28 protein-coding genes are annotated in these 17,629 nt (G+C 69.9%); 26 read left to right on the top strand and 2 right to left on the bottom strand.

Translation table 11 applies throughout. The annotated features are described in order from the left end of the window. The first annotated feature begins 48 nt into the window (after window positions 1–48). The 16 genes from rplP to map all read left to right on the top strand — a co-directional run bounded on the left by rplP (window position 49) and on the right by map (window position 8,153). Window positions 49–468: a 50S ribosomal protein L16 gene (gene rplP / locus H5J29_RS04025; RefSeq protein WP_181779540.1), complete on the top strand. Its 420-nt coding sequence runs from the start codon at window positions 49–51 to the stop codon at window positions 466–468. Next, a complete protein-coding gene (gene rpmC, locus H5J29_RS04020) occupies window positions 468–707 on the top strand; it encodes a 50S ribosomal protein L29 (protein ID WP_181779539.1) in 240 nt (79 codons plus the stop codon). The genes rplP and rpmC overlap by 1 nt, the downstream gene beginning before the upstream one ends. Further along, complete coding sequence (rpsQ, locus tag H5J29_RS04015; protein ID WP_181779538.1) at window positions 704–973, top strand: 30S ribosomal protein S17; 270 nt, start codon at window positions 704–706, stop codon at window positions 971–973. Before rpmC ends, rpsQ begins: the two co-directional genes overlap by 4 nt. Further along, the gene (rplN, locus tag H5J29_RS04010) at window positions 970–1,338 is read left to right on the top strand and encodes a 50S ribosomal protein L14 (RefSeq protein WP_181779537.1); all 369 of its coding nucleotides are present in this window, start codon (window positions 970–972) and stop codon (window positions 1,336–1,338) included. Before rpsQ ends, rplN begins: the two co-directional genes overlap by 4 nt. Before the next feature lie 3 nt (window positions 1,339–1,341). Then, complete coding sequence (gene rplX / locus H5J29_RS04005) at window positions 1,342–1,671, top strand: 50S ribosomal protein L24 (protein ID WP_181779536.1); 330 nt, start codon at window positions 1,342–1,344, stop codon at window positions 1,669–1,671. After that, window positions 1,671–2,234, top strand: a complete 564-nt coding sequence (gene rplE / locus H5J29_RS04000) for a 50S ribosomal protein L5 (RefSeq protein WP_181779535.1) — start codon at window positions 1,671–1,673, stop codon at window positions 2,232–2,234. Before rplX ends, rplE begins: the two co-directional genes overlap by 1 nt. 4 nt (window positions 2,235–2,238) lie before the next feature. Then, on the top strand, window positions 2,239–2,424 hold the full coding sequence (locus H5J29_RS03995; RefSeq protein WP_181779534.1) for a type Z 30S ribosomal protein S14: 186 nt from the start codon (window positions 2,239–2,241) through the stop codon (window positions 2,422–2,424). A gap of 79 nt (window positions 2,425–2,503) precedes the next feature. Then, window positions 2,504–2,902, top strand: coding sequence for a 30S ribosomal protein S8 (rpsH, locus tag H5J29_RS03990; protein ID WP_181779533.1), 399 nt, complete (start codon window positions 2,504–2,506; stop codon window positions 2,900–2,902). A gap of 14 nt (window positions 2,903–2,916) precedes the next feature. Next, window positions 2,917–3,453: a 50S ribosomal protein L6 gene (rplF, locus tag H5J29_RS03985; protein ID WP_181779532.1), complete on the top strand. Its 537-nt coding sequence runs from the start codon at window positions 2,917–2,919 to the stop codon at window positions 3,451–3,453. A 3-nt stretch (window positions 3,454–3,456) separates the two neighbouring features. Next, window positions 3,457–3,861, top strand: a complete 405-nt coding sequence (gene rplR, locus H5J29_RS03980; protein ID WP_181779531.1) for a 50S ribosomal protein L18 — start codon at window positions 3,457–3,459, stop codon at window positions 3,859–3,861. Window positions 3,862–3,892: 31 nt separating this feature from the next. Then, a complete protein-coding gene (gene rpsE, locus H5J29_RS03975) occupies window positions 3,893–4,516 on the top strand; it encodes a 30S ribosomal protein S5 (protein WP_181779530.1) in 624 nt (207 codons plus the stop codon). A gap of 5 nt (window positions 4,517–4,521) precedes the next feature. Then, complete coding sequence (gene rpmD / locus H5J29_RS03970) at window positions 4,522–4,713, top strand: 50S ribosomal protein L30 (RefSeq protein WP_181779529.1); 192 nt, start codon at window positions 4,522–4,524, stop codon at window positions 4,711–4,713. Continuing rightward, window positions 4,713–5,162 carry a 50S ribosomal protein L15 gene (gene rplO / locus H5J29_RS03965; RefSeq protein WP_181779528.1) on the top strand — a complete coding sequence of 150 codons (450 nt, stop codon included), beginning with the start codon at window positions 4,713–4,715 and terminating at the stop codon, window positions 5,160–5,162. Before rpmD ends, rplO begins: the two co-directional genes overlap by 1 nt. Before the next feature lie 145 nt (window positions 5,163–5,307). Further along, a complete protein-coding gene (secY, locus tag H5J29_RS03960; protein WP_181779527.1) occupies window positions 5,308–6,618 on the top strand; it encodes a preprotein translocase subunit SecY in 1,311 nt (436 codons plus the stop codon). Window positions 6,619–6,757: 139 nt separating this feature from the next. Next, window positions 6,758–7,309: an adenylate kinase gene (locus H5J29_RS03955; protein WP_181779526.1), complete on the top strand. Its 552-nt coding sequence runs from the start codon at window positions 6,758–6,760 to the stop codon at window positions 7,307–7,309. A 19-nt stretch (window positions 7,310–7,328) separates the two neighbouring features. Continuing rightward, the gene (gene map, locus H5J29_RS03950) at window positions 7,329–8,153 is read left to right on the top strand and encodes a type I methionyl aminopeptidase (protein ID WP_181779525.1); all 825 of its coding nucleotides are present in this window, start codon (window positions 7,329–7,331) and stop codon (window positions 8,151–8,153) included. A gap of 7 nt (window positions 8,154–8,160) precedes the next feature. Here map and H5J29_RS03945 read toward each other — a convergent pair whose 3' ends face one another. Further along, window positions 8,161–9,429 carry an MFS transporter gene (locus H5J29_RS03945; protein WP_181779524.1) on the bottom strand — a complete coding sequence of 423 codons (1,269 nt, stop codon included), beginning with the start codon at window positions 9,427–9,429 and terminating at the stop codon, window positions 8,161–8,163. A 227-nt stretch (window positions 9,430–9,656) separates the two neighbouring features. On the opposite strand from H5J29_RS03945, the gene infA reads away from it, so the two are divergent. The 8 genes from infA to truA all read left to right on the top strand — a co-directional run bounded on the left by infA (window position 9,657) and on the right by truA (window position 14,335). Next, window positions 9,657–9,878: a translation initiation factor IF-1 gene (gene infA, locus H5J29_RS03940; protein WP_010228514.1), complete on the top strand. Its 222-nt coding sequence runs from the start codon at window positions 9,657–9,659 to the stop codon at window positions 9,876–9,878. A gap of 22 nt (window positions 9,879–9,900) precedes the next feature. Next, window positions 9,901–10,014 (top strand): 50S ribosomal protein L36, encoded by a 114-nt coding sequence (rpmJ, locus tag H5J29_RS34680; protein WP_015883600.1) that lies wholly within the window; start codon window positions 9,901–9,903, stop codon window positions 10,012–10,014. 158 nt (window positions 10,015–10,172) lie between these two features. Further along, window positions 10,173–10,553, top strand: a complete 381-nt coding sequence (gene rpsM / locus H5J29_RS03930) for a 30S ribosomal protein S13 (protein WP_181779523.1) — start codon at window positions 10,173–10,175, stop codon at window positions 10,551–10,553. Beyond that, window positions 10,553–10,960: a 30S ribosomal protein S11 gene (gene rpsK, locus H5J29_RS03925; RefSeq protein ID WP_098958562.1), complete on the top strand. Its 408-nt coding sequence runs from the start codon at window positions 10,553–10,555 to the stop codon at window positions 10,958–10,960. The genes rpsM and rpsK overlap by 1 nt, the downstream gene beginning before the upstream one ends. Window positions 10,961–10,980: 20 nt before the next feature. After that, the gene (gene rpsD / locus H5J29_RS03920; RefSeq protein WP_181779522.1) at window positions 10,981–11,586 is read left to right on the top strand and encodes a 30S ribosomal protein S4; all 606 of its coding nucleotides are present in this window, start codon (window positions 10,981–10,983) and stop codon (window positions 11,584–11,586) included. A 103-nt stretch (window positions 11,587–11,689) separates the two neighbouring features. Then, window positions 11,690–12,736 (top strand): DNA-directed RNA polymerase subunit alpha, encoded by a 1,047-nt coding sequence (locus H5J29_RS03915; protein WP_181779521.1) that lies wholly within the window; start codon window positions 11,690–11,692, stop codon window positions 12,734–12,736. A 2-nt stretch (window positions 12,737–12,738) separates the two neighbouring features. After that, complete coding sequence (gene rplQ / locus H5J29_RS03910) at window positions 12,739–13,497, top strand: 50S ribosomal protein L17, sunset domain variant (protein ID WP_181779520.1); 759 nt, start codon at window positions 12,739–12,741, stop codon at window positions 13,495–13,497. A gap of 10 nt (window positions 13,498–13,507) precedes the next feature. Beyond that, window positions 13,508–14,335: a tRNA pseudouridine(38-40) synthase TruA gene (gene truA, locus H5J29_RS03905; protein ID WP_181779519.1), complete on the top strand. Its 828-nt coding sequence runs from the start codon at window positions 13,508–13,510 to the stop codon at window positions 14,333–14,335. Between the two features lie 92 nt (window positions 14,336–14,427). Here truA and H5J29_RS03900 read toward each other — a convergent pair whose 3' ends face one another. After that, window positions 14,428–16,209: a hypothetical protein gene (locus tag H5J29_RS03900; RefSeq protein WP_181779518.1), complete on the bottom strand. Its 1,782-nt coding sequence runs from the start codon at window positions 16,207–16,209 to the stop codon at window positions 14,428–14,430. Window positions 16,210–16,284: 75 nt separating this feature from the next. On the opposite strand from H5J29_RS03900, the gene H5J29_RS03895 reads away from it, so the two are divergent. Then, window positions 16,285–17,175 carry an isopenicillin N synthase family dioxygenase gene (locus H5J29_RS03895; RefSeq protein WP_220186950.1) on the top strand — a complete coding sequence of 297 codons (891 nt, stop codon included), beginning with the start codon at window positions 16,285–16,287 and terminating at the stop codon, window positions 17,173–17,175. 5 nt (window positions 17,176–17,180) lie between these two features. Continuing rightward, window positions 17,181–17,621 (top strand): nucleoside deaminase, encoded by a 441-nt coding sequence (locus tag H5J29_RS03890; RefSeq protein ID WP_181779516.1) that lies wholly within the window; start codon window positions 17,181–17,183, stop codon window positions 17,619–17,621. Window positions 17,622–17,629 lie beyond the last annotated feature (8 nt).

Below are 17,629 nucleotides of genomic sequence, written 5' to 3'. Positions count from 1 at the left end.
CCGGCCGAGACCGCGGCTCCGGCACCGAGCACTGGGGAGAGCTGAGCCATGCTGATCCCCCGCAAGGTGAAGCACCGCAAGCAGCACCGTCCGCACCGGACGGGCATGTCGACCGGTGGCACCCGGGTCACGTTCGGCGACCTGGGCATCCAGGCGCTCGAGCCCGCCTACGTCACCAACCGCCAGATCGAGTCGGCGCGTATCGCGATCAACCGGCACATCAAGCGTGGTGGCAAGGTCTGGATCAACGTCTTCCCGGACCGCCCGCTGACGAAGAAGCCCGCCGAGACCCGCATGGGTTCCGGTAAGGGGTCCCCCGAGAAGTGGGTGACGAACGTGAAGCCCGGCCGGGTGCTCTTCGAGATGAGCTACCCGGACGACAAGCTGGCCCGCGAGGCCCTGCGTCGCGCCATCCACAAGCTGCCCATGAAGTGCCGGATCGTGACCCGTGAGGGTGGTGACATCTGATGGCGGCCGCTACCACTGCTGCCGAGCTGCGTGAGCTGACCGACGAGGAGCTCGTGCTGCGGGTCAAGGAGGCCAAGGAGGAGCTGTTCAACCTCCGCTTCCAGATGGCGACCGGGCAGCTGGACAACAACCGGCGGCTGCGTACCGTCCGGCACGACATCGCGCGGATCTACACGGTCATGCGCGAGCGCGAGCTGGGCCTCTCGGCCGCCCCGAGCGACAACGAGGGCGCGGCATGAGCGAGACAACGCAGACGCGCGGGGAGCGGAAGGTCCGTGAGGGCCTGGTCGTGTCCGACAAGATGGACAAGACGATCGTGGTGTCCCTCGAGGACCGCGTGAAGCACCCGCTGTACGGCAAGGTCATCCGGCGGACCAGCAAGGTCAAGGCGCACGACGAGGCCAACACGGCCGGCGTCGGCGACCGCGTCCGGCTGATGGAGACCCGGCCGCTGTCGGCCACCAAGCGGTGGCGGCTGGTCGAGATCCTGGAGAAGGCGAAGTGATCCAGCAGGAGTCGCGGCTGCGCGTCGCCGACAACACCGGTGCCAAGGAGATCCTGTGCATCCGGGTGCTGGGCGGTTCGGCGCGGCGCTACGCGGGGATCGGCGACACCATCGTCGCCACCGTGAAGGACGCGATCCCCGCGGCCGGGGTGAAGCGCGGTGACGTCGTCAAGGCGGTCATCGTGCGCACGGTCAAGGAGAAGCGTCGCCCGGACGGCAGCTACATCCGGTTCGACGAGAACGCCGCCGTCCTGATCAAGGACAACGGCGAGCCGCGGGGGACCCGCATCTTCGGCCCGGTCGGTCGCGAGCTCCGCGACCGCCGGTTCATGAAGATCATCTCCCTCGCGCCGGAGGTGCTCTAACTCATGAAGGTCAAGAAGGGCGACACGGTTCTCGTCATCGCCGGCAAGGACAAGGGCGCGAAGGGCAAGGTCATCCAGGCCTACCCCGAGCGCGACCGGGTCCTCGTCGAGGGCGTGAACCGGATCAAGAAGCACACGCGGGTGAGCCAGAACCAGCGGGGCGCGCAGTCCGGCGGGATCGTCACCCAGGAAGCGGCCATCCACGTCTCGAACGTGATGGTCGTCGACTCCGACGGCACGCCGACGCGCGTCGGCAAGAAGCTCGTCGAGTCCGAGGACGGCGGCAAGGCCAAGCGCGTCCGGATCTCCCGCAAGTCCGGGAAGGAGATCTGATGACCACCGCTGAGAAGGTCAACCCGCGCCTCAAGCAGCGCTACCTCGACGAGATCAAGGGTCAGCTGCAGGAGCAGTTCTCCTACGGGAACGTCATGCAGATCCCGGGTGTCGTGAAGGTCGTCGTGAACATGGGTGTCGGAGACGCCGCCCGTGACTCGAAGCTGATCGACGGCGCGATCCGCGACCTGGCCACCATCACCGGCCAGAAGCCGCAGGTCCGCCGGGCGACCAAGTCCATCGCGCAGTTCAAGCTGCGCGAGGGCATGCCGATCGGCGCGAAGGTCACCCTGCGCAACGACCGCATGTGGGAGTTCCTGGACCGGCTGCTCACGATCGCGCTGCCGCGTATCCGCGACTTCCGCGGCCTCTCGCCCAACCAGTTCGACGGGCGGGGCAACTACACGTTCGGTCTCACGGAGCAGTCCATGTTCCACGAGATCGACCCGGACTCGATCGACCGCCCGCGTGGCATGGACATCACCGTCGTGACCACCGCGACCACGGACGAGGAAGGCCGGGCGCTCCTGCGCCGGCTCGGCTTCCCCTTCAAGGAGAACTGAGAAGATGGCGAAGAAGGCGCTGAAGATCAAGGCCGCCAAGACCCCGAAGTTCAAGGTTCGCGGCTACACCCGCTGCCAGAAGTGCGGGCGTCCGCGCGCGGTCCTGCGCAAGTTCGGCCTCTGCCGGATCTGCGTCCGCGAGATGGCGCACGCCGGCGAGCTGCCGGGCGTCAGCAAGAGCAGCTGGTAAGCGAACCAGCTGTCGTTTCGTTCGCCGCAGGCCCCCTGGCACGCCGGGGGGAACCACGGTGGGAAAGAGACACCACACCATGACGATGACCGATCCGATCGCAGACATGCTCACTCGTCTGCGGAACGCGAACTCGGCCTATCACGACCAGGTCGTGATGCCGCACTCCAAGCTGAAGGTCGCCATTGCGGAGATCCTCCAGAAGGAGGGCTACATCGCGAGCCACCACACCGAGGACGCCGAGGTCGGCAAGTCCCTGGTAGTCGAGCTCAAGTACGGGCGGAACCGCGAGCGCAGCGTCGCCGGGCTCCGCCGGGTCTCGAAGCCGGGCCTGCGGGTCTACGCGAAGTCGACCAACCTGCCGCGTGTCCTCGGGGGCCTGGGCGTCGCGATCATCTCGACGAGCCAGGGCCTCATGACCGACAAGCAGGCCTACCGGACCGGCGTGGGCGGGGAAGTCCTCGCCTACGTCTGGTGAGAAGGGAGTAAGCGATGTCTCGCATCGGGAAGCTCCCGATCACCGTTCCGTCCGGCGTCGACGTCACGATCGACGGCCGCACCGTCACCGTCAAGGGCCCGAAGGGCACCCTGTCGCACACCGTGATCGCACCGATCACGGTCGCGCTGAACGACGGTGTCGTGTCGGTCGAGCGGCCGGACGAGGAGCGGAAGACCAAGGCCTACCACGGCCTCTCGCGGACCCTGGTGAACAACCTCGTCGAGGGCGTCACCAAGGGCTACGAGAAGAAGCTCGAGATCGTCGGCGTGGGTTACCGCGTCGTGCTCAAGGGCTCGAACCTGGAGTTCGCCCTCGGGTTCAGCCACCCCGTCGTCATCACGCCGCCGGAGGGCATCACCTTCGCCGTCGAGTCCCCGACCAAGTTCTCGGTCTCGGGTATCGACAAGCAGCTGGTGGGCGAGACCGCGGCGAACATCCGCAAGATCCGCAAGCCGGAGCCCTACAAGGGCAAGGGCGTGCGGTACGCCGGCGAGAACGTCCGCCGCAAGGTCGGGAAGACGGGTAAGTAAGCCATGGCCGACACGATTTCCGCCAACGCCAAGAAGCGCACCGGCTCGCGGGTGTCCGCAACCCGTCGGCGCGGGGTCACCCGCCGCCACGCCCGGCTGCGCAAGAAGCTCAGCGGGAGCCCCGACCGGCCGCGTCTGGCCGTCAAGCGGAGCTCGCGCCACCTGCACGTCCAGCTGATCGACGACGTCGCGGGCCACACGCTGGCCTCCGCGTCGACGCTCGACGCGGACGTGCGCGCCCTCGAGGGCGACAAGAAGGCCAAGGCCGTCAAGGTCGGCGAGCTCATCGCCGAGCGGGCCAAGGCCGCGGGCATCGACGCGGTCGTGTTCGACCACGGTGGCTTCGGCTACCACGGTCGCATCGCGGCACTCGCCGATGCCGCCCGCGAGGGAGGCTTGCAGTTCTGATGCACACCAACGTGATGGAAGGGACCGTCTGATGCCGGGACGTACGCGGCGCGAGGGCGGTGGACCGGGCGGGAACAACGACCGCCGGGACCGCCGCGACGGAGGCCGTGGCGGGGCGGCCCAGGACAAGACCCCGTACATCGAGCGGCTCGTCACGATCAACCGTGTCGCCAAGGTCGTCAAGGGTGGTCGACGCTTCAGCTTCACCGCCCTGATGATCGTCGGCGACGGCGACGGTCTGGTCGGCGTGGGCTACGGCAAGGCCAAGGAGGTCCCGGCCGCGATCGCCAAGGGTGTCGAGGAGGCGAAGAAGAACTTCTTCCGCGTCCCCCGCATCGGCGGCACGATCGTGCACCGGGTCCAGGGCGAGGCGGCCGCGGGTGTGGTCATGCTCCGTCCGGCCAGCCCCGGTACCGGTGTCATCGCCGGTGGTCCGGTGCGCGCCGTGCTGGAGTGCGCCGGCATCCACGACATCCTCTCGAAGTCGTTGGGCAGCGACAACGCGATCAACATCGTGCACGCCACGGTGGCCGCGCTGAAGATGATCCAGCGTCCGGAGGAGGTGGCGGCCCGTCGCGGCCTGCCGCTCGAGGACGTCGCGCCCGCCTCCATGCTCCGTGCCCGGGCCGAGGCCGCCCAGGCTGCGAGGGTGTGAGCGGGATGGCCGACAAGAAGCTGAAGGTCACCCAGGTCAAGTCCGCCATCGGCGGGCAGCGCAACCAGCGCGAGACCCTGAAGGCCCTCGGCCTGCGCAAGATCCGCCAGTCGCAGGAGTGGCCGGACAACTCGCAGGTTCGCGGGATGATCAACACGGTCCGTCACCTCGTGACGGTCGAGGAGGTGAGTTCCTGATGAGCGAGACGATCAAGGTTCACCACCTGCGTCCGGCTCCCGGCGCCAAGACCGCCAAGACCCGCGTGGGTCGTGGTGAGGGCTCCAAGGGCAAGACGGCCGGTCGCGGTACCAAGGGCACCAAGGCCCGCAAGACCGTGTCCCCGGCCTTCGAGGGCGGGCAGATGCCGCTGCACATGCGGCTGCCCAAGCTCAAGGGCTTCAAGAACCGGTTCCGGGTCGAGTTCCAGGTCGTGAACGTCGGCGACCTGGCCGTGCTCTTCCCGAAGGGCGGCGAGGTGACCCCCGAGGCCCTCGTCGAGGCAGGCGCGGTCCGCAAGGGCCACCCGGTCAAGATCCTCGGCACCGGGGACCTCGACGGTGTGAAGCTCACCGTCACCGCGAACGCCTTCTCCGGCTCCGCCAAGGAGAAGATCGTGGCCGCCGGCGGCTCTGCCAGCGAACTGTAAACAGGTACCACCGGCGACGCCGTCCGTACGGTCCGCCCCGAGAGGGGCGGCCGAACGGGCGGCGTCGTCGCTGTTAGAGTCGAATCCCACCCGGGCCATTAGTTCATCTGCGGCTGTCGGGGCGTAGACCAGGAGGATCACCGCGGTGCTCAGTGCATTCCGGGCGGCCCTCACGACCCCGGATCTCCGGAAGAAGATCCTCTTCACCCTCGGGGTCGTGGCCGTCTACCGGCTGGGGGCGAACATCCCGTCGCCCGGCGTGTCCTACCCCAATGTGCAGGAATGCATCCGCCAGGTCGAGGGCAGCGACAACGCTGGCATCTACTCGCTGATCAACCTGTTCTCCGGCGGGGCGCTCCTGCAGCTGTCCATCCTGGCCCTGGGGATCATGCCGTACATCACGGCGTCGATCATCATCCAGCTGCTCACCGTGGTCATCCCGCGGTTCGAGGCGCTGAAGAAGGAAGGCCAGTCCGGGCAGAACAAGCTCACCCAGTACACCCGGTACCTCACGATCGCGCTGGCGATCCTGCAGGCCACCGGGATCGTGGCGCTCGCGGACCGCGGCGCCCTGCTGGGCAACTGCAGCGAGCCCATCATCCCGAACTCCACGGTGTGGACGCTGTCGATCATCGTCATCGTGATGACGGCGGGCACCGCGATCGTCATGTGGCTCGGTGAGCAGGTCACGGAGAAGGGCATCGGCAACGGCATGTCGTTGCTGATCTTCGCCTCGATCGCCCACCGGATCCCGGCCGAGGGCATGAACATCCTCAACAACGCGGGCCCGCTCGTGTTCGCGGGTGTCTGCGTGTTCGGCCTGGCGATCATCGTGAGCGTCGTGTTCGTGGAGCAGGGGCAGCGCCGGATCCCGGTGCAGTACGCCAAGCGGATGGTCGGCCGCCGCATGTACGGCGGCACGTCGACGTACCTGCCGCTCAAGGTGAACCAGGCGGGCGTCATCCCGGTGATCTTCGGATCGTCGCTGCTGTACCTGCCGGACCTCATCTCCCGGCTGCTCGGCAACGAGGGCGGCTGGTTCCAGCAGTTCGTCCAGACCTACCTGGTCGACCAGTCCAACTGGCTACACATCCTCCTGTACGTCGCGCTCATCATCTTCTTCACCTACTTCTACGTGGGCATCACGTTCAACCCGGAGGAGCGGGCGGACGAGATGAAGAAGTTCGGCGGCTTCATCCCGGGCATCAGACCCGGCCGCCCGACCGCGGAGTACCTCAACTTCGTGCTCAGCCGGATCACCCTCCCCGGGTCCCTCTACCTGGGCATCATCGCCGTCCTGCCCAACTTCTTCCTGGGCATCACGGGCTCCGGTCAGAACCAGAACTTCCCCTTCGGCGGCACCGCGGTGCTGATCATGGTCGGGGTCGGGTTGGACACTGTGAAGCAGATCGAGAGCCAGCTCATGCAGCGCAACTACGAGGGTTTCCTGCGTTAGAGTGCGAACAGGGGGCCTTGTTCGACAGGCCGTCGAAGATGCACCATCGACACGGCCCGGGCCCTCAGGCCTCCGGGATACACCTCGCCGCCGCCATCGTGGGTGGCCCTGTAGAGAAAGCAAGGAGGTCGAGTTCCCAGTGCGACTCGTTCTCGTCGGCCCGCCTGGCGCGGGGAAGGGCACCCAGGCCACTCGCGTGGCCGAGAAGCTCGACATCCCCCACATCTCCACCGGCGACCTCTTTCGCGCGAACCTGAAGGACGAGACCCCGCTGGGGCTCGAGGCCAAGAGGTACATGGACGCGGGCGACCTGGTGCCGGACTCGGTCACCGTCGGGATGGTCAAGGACCGGCTCGCGGAGCCGGACGCCGCCAAGGGCTTCATCCTCGACGGGTTCCCGCGCACGGTGCCCCAGGCGGACTCCCTCGCGGAGATCCTCGACGGGTACGGTGTCCAGCTGGACGCGGTCGTCGAGTTCAAGATCGACGACGAGGTCGTCGTGGGTAGGCTCCTGGGCCGAGGCCGCTCGGACGACAACGAGGACGTCATCCGCAACCGGCAGCAGGTCTACCGGGACGAGACCGCCCCGCTGCTGGAGTACTACGCGGACCGGCTCGTCACGATCGACGCCGTCGGCGAGGTCGCCGAGGTCACGGACCGCGTCACGAAGGCGCTCGACGCGCGCAGCTAGCGGACCGAGGGAGGCCCGGGTGACCGGGAGGCGAGGCGGCGTGCGAGGCGCGCTGGCACGGCTACGGGGGCGAGACATCGAGCTCAAGAGCCAGGTCGAGATCGAGGCCATGCGGGCGGCGGGAGCCGTCGTCGCGGCCGCGCTGGCCGCTGTCGCCGACCTCGCCAAGCCCGGGGTCTCCACCGCCGAGCTCGACGCCGTCGCCGAGCAGGTGATCCGGGAGGCGGGGGCCGTGCCCTCGTTCCTGGGCTACCACGGCTTCCCGGCCAGCATCTGCGCGTCGGTGAACGAGCAGATCGTGCACGGCATCCCGTCGGCGGCGCAGGTGCTCGCCGAGGGCGACCTGATCTCCGTGGACTGCGGCGCCATCCTCGACGGCTGGCACGGCGACTCCGCCGTCACGCTGGCCGTGGGGGAGGCGTCCGACGCCGACCTCGCGCTGTCGAAGGCGTGCGAGGCGGCGATGTGGGCGGGCATCGAGGCCGTGCGCCCCGGGGCCCGCCTCACGGACATCTCCTACGCGATCCAGGAGGCCTGCCGGGCCGCCGCGGTCGCGGACGCGGCGGACTACGGGATCGTCGCCGAGTACGGCGGGCACGGGATCGGCACGTCCATGCACATGGACCCCTTCCTGCCCAACCACGGCGAGCCGGGCAAGGGCCCGAAGCTCGTCCCGGGGATGGCCCTGGCGATCGAGCCGATGCTCACCGCGGGGGACCCGGAGACCCGGGAGCTCGCGGACGGGTGGACCGTCGTCACCGAGTCCGGCGGACGCGCCGTGCACTGGGAGCACACCGTGGCGGTCACGGGGGACGGGCACTCCGTCCTGACCCTCCCGGCCTGACCTCCGCTCAGTCCAGGGGGTGGGCGGCCTCGTCCTTCGGCAGGCGCCAGAGGGTCAGGGCCAGGACCGCCAGGGGGACCGGGACCAGGGCCGCCAGGACGAAGGTCAGCGGGATGCCGATGGCCTCGCCCACCGGGCCCGCCAGCGCCGTCGACACCGGCATGAGGGCCAGCGAGACGAAGAAGTCCAGGCTGGAGACCCGGCCGAGCAGGTGCGGCGGGACCCGACGCTGCAGCAGCGTTCCCCAGATGACCATGGCCGCACCGTGCGCGGCACCGACCACGCACACGACGACCGCCATCACCCAGAGCCGGTCGGTGAAGCCGACCAGCGCCAGCGGGATCCCGCCGAGGCCCCACAGCAGGATCATCACGGTGAGGTACCGGCGTGGCATCCGGCCCGCCGAGGCGGCCAGCGACCCGACCGCCCCGCCCAGCCCGAACAGGGTCAGGACCAGGGCGTACCCGCCGGGTCCACTGCCCGTCTGGTCCCGGACGGCGAACGGCAGCAGCACTTCGATGGGCCCGATCACCACGAGCACCAGCAGCACGGCGAACGCCAGCGTGGCGAACAGCCAGCCGGTGCGCAGGAGGTAGCGGAACCCCTCGCGGAGGTCACCGAGGACGGAGGTCGCCTCGCGCTCCTCGTCCGCGGCGGGCGGCACGCGCATGAACAGCAGGGGGAGCAGCGCCAGCAGGTAGCCCGCGGAGGCGCCGCCCAGGGCGTACCCGGGGCCCAGGCCCGCGACCAGCACGCCCGCGAGCGCCGGTCCCGCCGCATACATCGTGACGGGTCGGAGGATGCCCTCCAGCCCGTTGGCGGCGAGCAGCTCGTCCGGAGGGAGCAGGGTCGGCAGGATCGCGGAGTACGCGGGGAAGAAGAAGGCCTCGGCGGACCCGACGACGAACGCGATCGCGGCCAGGCTCCACAGCTCCAGCGTGCCCGTCAGGGCCAGCGTGGCGGCCAGTGCGGCCATCGCGATCCGGACGGTCTCGACGAGCCGGAGCAGTAGCCGTCGGGACATCCGGTCGGCGGCCACCCCGCCCAGCAGCACCGACACCAGCAGCCCGGTCGCGGCCGCGGCGCTGACCAGCGACAGCTGCGACGGCCCGCCGCCCAGCTCGATGACCTGGTAGACCAGTGCGACGATCCAGAGCCCGCTCGCGAACAGCGAGGCGGCCATGGACGCGGCCAGCAGGGCGTAGTCGCGGTGCCGGAACGGGCGCAGCGGACGGGGCAGCCGCGTGGGTACGCTGGGGGTCGTTCCGGTGCTCACAGGACGTATCGGACCACCTGTACCGGGGTTGAGGTCAACCGGATTCCCGCGCGAGTACCCCCTTCGCGCAGCGGAAGTCAAGCACACGTACACTGGACCATCGGCGCGCCGTGTGGCGCCGGTTCCGGTCGTGTTCTGCGTTCGTCTCAGCACCCCTGGTCCCGTCCCGCCCCGTGGTGCGCCTGCAGTACCCCATCGAAGAAAATCTGTCACGGAACGCGGAGGACATGGCCAAGAAGGACGGGGCGATCGAGGTCGAGGGCCGGGTCGTCGAACCCCTGCCGAACGCGATGTTCCGCGTGGAGCTGGAGAACGGGCACCGGGTCCTCGCGCACATCAGCGGGAAGATGCGGCAGCACTACATCCGGATCCTCCCTGAGGACCGGGTGGTCGTGGAGCTCTCTCCGTACGACCTCTCCCGCGGCCGCATCGTCTACCGCTACAAGTGACTCGTTCGAGAACGGACAAGACGTGAAGGTCAAGCCGAGCGTCAAGCCGATCTGCGACAAGTGCAAGGTGATCCGCCGTCACGGGCGGGTCATGGTGATCTGCGAGAACCTGCGCCACAAGCAGCGCCAGGGCTGATCACCCGCACCTCGCGGAGCAGCTGCTCACAGAGGAACCCGACGGATCTGCCGCGCCACGAGAGGCGCGGTTCACCCCTGGTACCGGGCCAGGGCCCCGCCTAGTCAGTGGGGACGACCGTCGGGAGTACCCGGCACCGACAAGGAGACACCCGCCGCATGGCACGACTCTCTGGTGTCGACCTCCCCCGCGACAAGCGGATGGAGGTCGCACTGACCTACATCTTCGGGATCGGGCGTTCCCGCTCCCTCGAGATCCTCAGCGCCACGGGTATCAGCAAGGACCTGCGGAGCAAGGACCTGACCGACGAGCAGCTCGCGTCCCTGCGCGAGTACATCGAGGGCAACCTCCGCGTCGAGGGTGACCTTCGCCGCGAGGTGCAGGCCGACATCCGTCGCAAGATCGAGATCGGGTGCTACCAGGGCATCCGCCACCGTCGTGGACTTCCGGTCCGCGGCCAGCGCACCAAGACCAACGCGCGCGGTCGCAAGGGCCCGAAGAAGACCGTGGCGGGCAAGAAGAAGGCAGGTAAGAAGTAATGCCGCCCCGCACCCGTGGCGCGGCCGGACCCAAGAAGGTCCGCCGCAAGGAGAAGAAGAACGTCGCGCACGGCCACGCGCACATCAAGTCGACGTTCAACAACACCATCGTGTCCATCACGGACCCGACCGGTGCCGTCATCGCCTGGGCCTCCGCCGGTCACGTCGGGTTCAAGGGCTCGCGCAAGTCCACGCCGTTCGCGGCGCAGATGGCCGCCGAGTCCGCCGCCCGCAAGGCGGCCGAGCACGGCATGAAGAAGGTCGACGTCTTCGTCAAGGGGCCGGGTTCCGGCCGCGAGACCGCGATCCGCTCGCTCCAGGCCGCAGGCCTCGAGGTCGGGACGATCTCGGACGTCACGCCCCAGCCGCACAACGGATGCCGCCCGCCCAAGCGGCGCCGGGTCTAAGGGAAAGGGAGTAACCACTCATGGCTCGTTACACCGGACCCATGACCCGCAAGTCCCGCCGACTGAAGGTCGACCTCGTCGGCGGCGACCAGGCCTTCGAGCGTCGCCCGTATCCGCCCGGCCAGCACGGCCGGATCCGGATCAAGGAGACCGAGTACCTCCTGCAGATGCAGGAGAAGCAGAAGGCGCGCTTCGCCTACGGCGTGCTGGAGAAGCAGTTCCGCTCGTACTACGAGGAGGCGAACCGCCGTTCCGGCAAGACCGGTGACGAGCTGCTCCGCATCCTCGAGTCGCGGCTGGACAACGTCGTCTACCGGGCGGGCCTCGCGCGCACCCGGCGGATGGCCCGGCAGCTGGTGAACCACGGGCACTTCCTGGTCAACGGCCAGAAGGTGGACATCCCCAGCTTCCGCGTCTCGCAGTACGACATCATCGACGTCAAGCCGAAGTCGATGAGCCTCGACCCGTTCGTCATCGCGAAGGAGCTCGTCGGCGACCGTCCGGTCCCGGCGTGGCTGCAGGTCGTCCCGTCGAACCTGCGGATCCTCGTGCACCAGCTCCCCGAGCGGGCGCAGATCGACACGCAGGTCACCGAGCAGCTGATCGTCGAGCTCTACTCCAAGTAGGCGCTCGCCGGTCTCCTGGTCGTCCCCCCGCCCTGCAGTGGGGCGGGGGGCTCACTGCGGCATCAAATAGTGGGTGCCGCGGCATACGAAGGAGATACGTACTGTGCTGATCTCTCAGCGCCCCACCCTGACCGAGGATTCGGTCACCGAGACCCGCTCCCGGTTCGTCATCGAGCCGCTCGAGCCCGGCTTCGGCTACACGCTCGGCAACTCGCTCCGCCGCACTCTGCTGTCCTCCATCCCGGGGGCCGCGGTGACCAGCATCCGCATCGACGGCGTGCTGCACGAGTTCACCACCGTCCCGGGGGTGAAGGAGGACGTCACCGACATCATCCTGAACCTCAAGGAGCTCGTGGTGAGCTCCGAGGAGGACGAGCCGGTCACGATGTACCTGCGCAAGCAGGGCCCGGGTGCGGTCACCGCGGGGGACATCGTCCCGCCCGCCGGTGTCACCGTGCACAACCCGGACCTGCACATCGCCACGCTGAACGACAAGGGCCGCCTCGAGGTGGAGCTCGTCGTCGAGCGGGGTCGTGGCTACGTCCCGGCGATGCAGAACAAGGCCACCGGCGCCGAGATCGGCCGCATCCCGGTCGACTCGATCTACTCGCCGGTGCTGAAGGTGACCTACAAGGTCGAGGCCACCCGTGTCGAGCAGCGCACGGACTTCGACAAGCTGGTCCTGGACGTCGAGTCGAAGCCGTCCATCGGCCCGCGCGACGCCCTGGCGTCGGCAGGCAAGACCCTCGTCGAGCTGTTCGGCCTCGCCCGCGAGCTGAACGTCGACGCCGAGGGCATCGAGATCGGCCCGTCGCCCCAGGAGGCGGACACCATCGCGGCCTTCGCGATGCCGATCGAGGAGCTCGACCTCACGGTCCGGTCCTACAACTGCCTCAAGCGCGAGGGCATCCACACCGTGGGTGAGCTCGTCGGGCGCAGCGAGGCGGACCTGCTGGACATCCGCAACTTCGGCGCGAAGTCGATCGACGAGGTCAAGATGAAGCTCGTCGGCCTCGGTCTCGCGCTCAAGGACAGCCCGCCCGGGTTCGACCCCTCCGCCGCAGCCGCCGACTACGGCAGCGACGGTGGCTACGACGCCGACCCGTTCGGTGACGACGGCCAGGACTACGCAGAAACGGAGCAGTTGTAGCCATGCCTCAGCCCACCAAGGGGGCTCGCCTCGGCGGGTCGCCCGCTCACCAGCGGCTGATCCTGGCCAACCTGGCTACCGCGCTGTTCCAGCACGGCCGGATCACCACCACCGAGGCGAAGGCCCGCAGGCTGCGGCCCTACGCCGAGCGGCTGATCACCAAGGCGAAGCGGGGCGACCTGCACAACCGCCGGGAGATCATGAAGCTCATCCGCGACAAGTCGGTCGTGCACCGGCTCGTCGAGGAGATCGGCCCGTTCTACGCGGACCGCAACGGTGGCTACACGCGCATCACGAAGACGATGCCGCGCAAGGGCGACAACGCCAAGATGGCCGTCATCGAGCTGATCCAGCAGAAGACGGTCACCGACGAGGCCAACCGTGCCCGCCGGGCCGCCGCCTCGCAGGCCACCGCGGAGACCCCCGCGGAGACCACGGACGACGACGCCATCAAGGCCGCCCAGGCGGCCTCGACGGAGGCCGCGGAGGAGCTCGCCGCCTCCGAGGAGTCGCCCGCCGAGGAGTCCACCTCGACCGCCGACGCGCCGTACGGCGAGGGCAGCCACGCCCCGCTCGAGGACGCCGCCGAGGCTCCCGAGGGTTTCCCGGTCAAGGGCAACGAGGACTCGAAGCTGTACCACGTGCCCGGGACGGCGCACTACGACCGCACCGTGGCCGAGGTCTGGTTCGCCACCCCGGAGGCCGCCGAGGCCGCAGGGTTCGCGCTGCCGGCGTCGCAGCAGGAGAAGGCCGATTCCTGAGGTTCCACCCGTGACCGAGCCCGTCGTCCTCCCGGACGGCGGGCTCGTTCGCTTTCGTCTCGACGTCGCCTACGACGGCACGGACTTCTCGGGATGGGCCACGCAGCCTGCGCTGCGGACGGTGCAGGGGGTGCTCACCGAGGCCCTGTCCCGTCTCCTGCGGTCGTCCGTGCAGCTCACCGTGGCGGGGCGGACCGATGCCGGGGTGCACGCCTCGGGCCAGGTCGCGCACACCGACCTCGCGGACCTCGACACGGCGTGGCTGGTGCGCAGGCTCGCCCGGCTGCTCCCACCCGACGTCCGCGTCCGCGCGGTCACACCGGTCCCCCCACAGTTCGACGCCCGGTTCTCGGCCCTCCGCCGGCACTACGAGTACCGCGTGGCGACCGCCCCGTGGGGAGCGGAGCCGTTGCGCGCCAGGGACACCCTGTCCTGGCCGCATCCCGTCGACCTCGCCGCGGTGCACGCGGCCTCGGCGCTGCTCGTCGGCGAGCACGACTTCGCCGCCTTCTGCAAGCGCCGGGAGGGGGCGACCACCGTGCGGGGGCTGGAGCGCCTGTCGTGGTCGGCGTCGAACGGTGTCCTGGTCGCGGAGCTGTCCGCGGACGCGTTCTGCCACTCGATGGTGCGCAGCCTGATCGGCGCGTTGCTGGAGGTCGGGCGGGGGCGAGGGGCGGTCGACTGGCCCGCGTCGCTGCTGGCGCGGCGCGAGCGGGAGTCGGGAGTGCCGGTGGCACCGGCCCACGGCCTGACGCTCGTGGGAGTGGACTACCCCGCCGACTCCGATCTGGCGGCGCGAGCGGTGGTCACGCGGAACGTGCGGGCGTCGCTTCCTTGATCGCACGTTTCGTGCTCCCAGCGTCGTGACCACCGCGCTGAGCGCACGCAGACAGCGATCTTGCCGCGCTGAGAGCACGAAACGTGCGATCTTCAGCGCCCCCTGAGCTCCCGCACATTCACCACGAGCAGGATCAGGGCGGCGAGCGCCAGGGCCCCAGCGGTCACGATCTTCCAGCCGGACAGCAGCGCGACCACCACACCCGTCACGACCAGGGCGGTGATCGCCAGCCCGGCGAGGCTGGCCGCGAACTCGATCGACCGGCGTCGGGCCACGGACTCCACCACCGCGAAGGCGACCAGGCCGATCGCGAACCACAGCAGCGTCGACAGCTGCGGCCAGAAGAGCAGCGCCCCCAGCCCGCCGATCAGCACCGGGATCGAGAGCGCCGCCCACACCCGCAGGAACCGCGACCGGAAGTCCGCGGGCACCACGTACGGCAGGTGCGGGCGGTGTAGGTGGGCGTCCGGCGGCCCGGCGGGACGCGGGCCCGCCAACCGGTCGGCCTGGACGTCGATCTCCTCGGTGAGCCGCACCCTCTCGGCGACCAGCGACTTCAGGGTCGACTCCTTCGCGTGCAGCTCTGCGACGTGCTCGGAGAGGCCGGGGGCGGCGTCGGACCGGGCGGCGAGGGTGCGGATCTCCGCGTAGAGCCCGCGGACGGCGAGCCGCTCGGCGGTGATCTGGGTCTCGAGCTCGTCCACCCGGGTCTGCAGCAGTTTCATCCGCTCGGCGAGGGCTGCGGCCTCCTCCTCGGCGGTCGCCGGGACCTTGTCCAGGCCCGCCCAGCCGAGCGGGTCCGCCCAGGAGACGCGGACGGTCCCGTCGCGTTCGTAGCGGGGGCCCGCGGGTGCCCGCTCGCCCCCGAACGAGTCCTTGGTGTCCAGGCCCCAGAGGCCGCGGAAGTCGCGCAGCCAGGGCGTGCCGTCGTCGATCGGGACGACGGTCCACTCGTCGACCCGGGCGCCGTCACCCCGGGCGTAGTCGATGTACGGGATGTCGAAGCCGCCGGTGCCCGGCACGGGGGCGAACGGCGTGAGCCAGCGCCGCACGCGTTGGACGAACCGCAGCACCGCGCGCAGGGCAGGCAGACCCACGCTGACCACGTAGTCCCCGGCCACGAACGCGTGCGAGTGCGAGCCGGCGCCGGGGTAGAGCACCGGATGGTCGCCCTCGCGGTCCAGCAGCGGATCGTCCCAGCGGCGGCGCAGGTCGTCCCCGGTGTGGTCGTGGGAGGAGCCCGCGACCCAGGTGGGGACGAGCTCGCCCGCAGGCCCCGGGGCGAGGTACACGGCGACGGTCTCCCAGTCCGCCTCGTGGTCGTTGACGCCGTGGAACGTCGAGCGCCAGTCGTTGAAGGCGTAGAAGTACCAGTACTGCAGGACCGTGTAGCCCGCCGTGCGGACCACGCGACCGTAGTAGGTGGCACCGCGCAGCTCGAGGCTGTTCTGGTGGGCGGCGGCGACCAGCCCGTTGGGCACCTTGCCGCGCACGAGCAGCGACAGCCGCAGCACGACGTCGATCAGCCGCGCGATCACGCCCACCGCCGCGAACCGCCCGATCCCGCCGACCCGCGGTCGCTCGGTGCGCCTCCAGTGGCGGACCTCCTTGGCCCGCAACGACTTCTGCACGAACCGCAGGTGCAGCCGGTGCTCCCGGTAGCGGCGGCCCTCCTCGGCGAGCGAGTCCAGGGTCAGCTCGCCCGCGGGGATGAGCGGGGCGTCCCGGTCGTCCCACAGGCTGCACCGCGCGACGTAGTCGTCCACCGCGATCGGCAGGAACAGCTCGCCGTGGGTGTAGCGGAGGATGGGTTCGTGACGGCGGAGCAGCGCGAGATCTGCGGGAACCGCCGGATCGGGAGCGGACGGTTCCATGCGACCAGCGTAGGCGGTGTTTCGACTCCGTTGCCACGCTTGCCCGGGGAGGTGCGGGGCTGCATGGTCGGTCGGATGAGCGAGCCGATCCGGACCGTCGACCTGGGGTCCCCCGATCCCACGGCGGTCGACGCCTCCCTGCGCGAGGCGGGTTTCCTGCTGGTGACCGGGCACGGGGTGCCCCCGGGGCTCGCCGCGGAGGTGCGCGCCGAGGCGCAGGCCTTCCTCACACAGCCCCTCGCGGAGAAGGAGCGGTTCTCGGCGCGGATCGGCGGGCGCGGATGGCTCGCTCCCGGCGTCGAGGCGAACGGGGCGATCGAGGGCGAGTCGGTTCCGGACCTCAAGGAGTCCCTCGCGTTCGGGCCGGAGACGCCGACCGGCGACCCGGCCGTCGACGTGTGGTTCCCGCCGAACGTCTGGCCGTCGGCGGCGCTGCGGGCGGCGGTGCGCGAGTACGCCGCGCACATGCGTCGGCTGTCCGACGCGCTGCTCGCCCTCTGCACCTCCCTGCTGGAGGCGCCCGCCTTCGACACGGTGAACCCGACGTGGACCTTCAACGTCAACCGGTACCCGCCGCTGACCGAGGTCGGCGAGCCCGCGCCGGGGCAGTTCCGGATCGGCCCGCACACGGACTTCGGCACGGTCACGGTGCTGGACCGCGAGCCCGGCGCGGGCGGACTGCAGGTGCACACGGACGCCCGCGGCTGGCGGGACGCGCCCTACGACCCGGCCGCCCTCACGATCAACATCGGCGACCTGCTCGCGTTGTGGAGCGGGGGGCGTTGGCGCTCCGGCAGGCACCGGGTGCTCCCCCCGCAGGCGGGCGCACCGACCGAGGAGCTGGTGTCGCTGGTCTGGTTCTTCGAGCTGGACCACGACGCCGTCGTCACCCCGCTCGACGGCGGCCCCGCGGTGACGTGCGGACCCTTCATCCGCGAGCGGCTCGACGCCATCTCCGTAGGCTGACCCCCATGTCCCTGGGCTTGGAGATCGCACTGGAGGAGGCCCGGAAGGGTCTGGCGTCGGGCGGGATCCCGATCGGGGCCGCCCTGCTGGGGCCCGACGGCGAGGTGCTCGGCCAGGGCCACAACCGGCGCGTGCAGGACGACGACCCCTCGGTGCACGGCGAGACGGCGGCCTTCCGCAACGCGGGCAGGCAGCGGGACTACCGGCGCACGACGATGGTCACCACGTTGTCGCCCTGCTGGTACTGCAGCGGCCTGATCCGGCAGTTCAACATCGGCGCCGTGGTGATCGGCGAGGCCCGCACGTTCCACGGCGGCCACGACTGGCTCGCCGAGCACGGCGTCGCGGTCACGGTGCTCGACGACGAGCGGTGCGTGCGCCTGATGGAGGACTTCATCGCCGCGAAGCCGGAGCTGTGGAACGAGGACATCGGCGTCGCGGAGTAGCTCGTTCC

Origin of the sequence: Pseudonocardia pini, assembly GCF_013870575.1 — a bacterium.
Lineage (GTDB): Bacteria > Actinomycetota > Actinomycetes > Mycobacteriales > Pseudonocardiaceae > Pseudonocardia > Pseudonocardia pini.
The sequence above is the reverse complement of the archived record's forward strand: the minus strand, read 5'-3'. Positions and strand labels throughout refer to the sequence as shown.

Excerpts from the sequence above, each read along its gene's own strand:
- rplP (WP_181779540.1), top strand. The coding sequence starts at position 49 with ATGCTGATCCCCCGCAAGGTGAAGCACCGCAAGCAGCACCGTCCGCAC.
- rpmC (WP_181779539.1), top strand. The coding sequence starts at position 468 with ATGGCGGCCGCTACCACTGCTGCCGAGCTGCGTGAGCTGACCGACGAG.
- rpsQ (WP_181779538.1), top strand. The coding sequence starts at position 704 with ATGAGCGAGACAACGCAGACGCGCGGGGAGCGGAAGGTCCGTGAGGGC.
- rplX (WP_181779536.1), top strand. The coding sequence starts at position 1,342 with ATGAAGGTCAAGAAGGGCGACACGGTTCTCGTCATCGCCGGCAAGGAC.
- rplE (WP_181779535.1), top strand. The coding sequence starts at position 1,671 with ATGACCACCGCTGAGAAGGTCAACCCGCGCCTCAAGCAGCGCTACCTC.
- H5J29_RS03995 (WP_181779534.1), top strand. The coding sequence starts at position 2,239 with ATGGCGAAGAAGGCGCTGAAGATCAAGGCCGCCAAGACCCCGAAGTTC.
- rpsH (WP_181779533.1), top strand. The coding sequence starts at position 2,504 with ATGACGATGACCGATCCGATCGCAGACATGCTCACTCGTCTGCGGAAC.
- rplF (WP_181779532.1), top strand. The coding sequence starts at position 2,917 with ATGTCTCGCATCGGGAAGCTCCCGATCACCGTTCCGTCCGGCGTCGAC.
- rplR (WP_181779531.1), top strand. The coding sequence starts at position 3,457 with ATGGCCGACACGATTTCCGCCAACGCCAAGAAGCGCACCGGCTCGCGG.
- rpsE (WP_181779530.1), top strand. The coding sequence starts at position 3,893 with ATGCCGGGACGTACGCGGCGCGAGGGCGGTGGACCGGGCGGGAACAAC.
- rpmD (WP_181779529.1), top strand. The coding sequence starts at position 4,522 with ATGGCCGACAAGAAGCTGAAGGTCACCCAGGTCAAGTCCGCCATCGGC.
- rplO (WP_181779528.1), top strand. The coding sequence starts at position 4,713 with ATGAGCGAGACGATCAAGGTTCACCACCTGCGTCCGGCTCCCGGCGCC.
- infA (WP_010228514.1), top strand. The coding sequence starts at position 9,657 with ATGGCCAAGAAGGACGGGGCGATCGAGGTCGAGGGCCGGGTCGTCGAA.
- rpsM (WP_181779523.1), top strand. The coding sequence starts at position 10,173 with ATGGCACGACTCTCTGGTGTCGACCTCCCCCGCGACAAGCGGATGGAG.
- rpsK (WP_098958562.1), top strand. The coding sequence starts at position 10,553 with ATGCCGCCCCGCACCCGTGGCGCGGCCGGACCCAAGAAGGTCCGCCGC.
- rpsD (WP_181779522.1), top strand. The coding sequence starts at position 10,981 with ATGGCTCGTTACACCGGACCCATGACCCGCAAGTCCCGCCGACTGAAG.
- rplQ (WP_181779520.1), top strand. The coding sequence starts at position 12,739 with ATGCCTCAGCCCACCAAGGGGGCTCGCCTCGGCGGGTCGCCCGCTCAC.
- H5J29_RS03900 (WP_181779518.1), bottom strand. The coding sequence starts at position 16,209 with ATGGAACCGTCCGCTCCCGATCCGGCGGTTCCCGCAGATCTCGCGCTG.
- H5J29_RS03895 (WP_220186950.1), top strand. The coding sequence starts at position 16,285 with ATGAGCGAGCCGATCCGGACCGTCGACCTGGGGTCCCCCGATCCCACG.
- H5J29_RS03890 (WP_181779516.1), top strand. The coding sequence starts at position 17,181 with ATGTCCCTGGGCTTGGAGATCGCACTGGAGGAGGCCCGGAAGGGTCTG.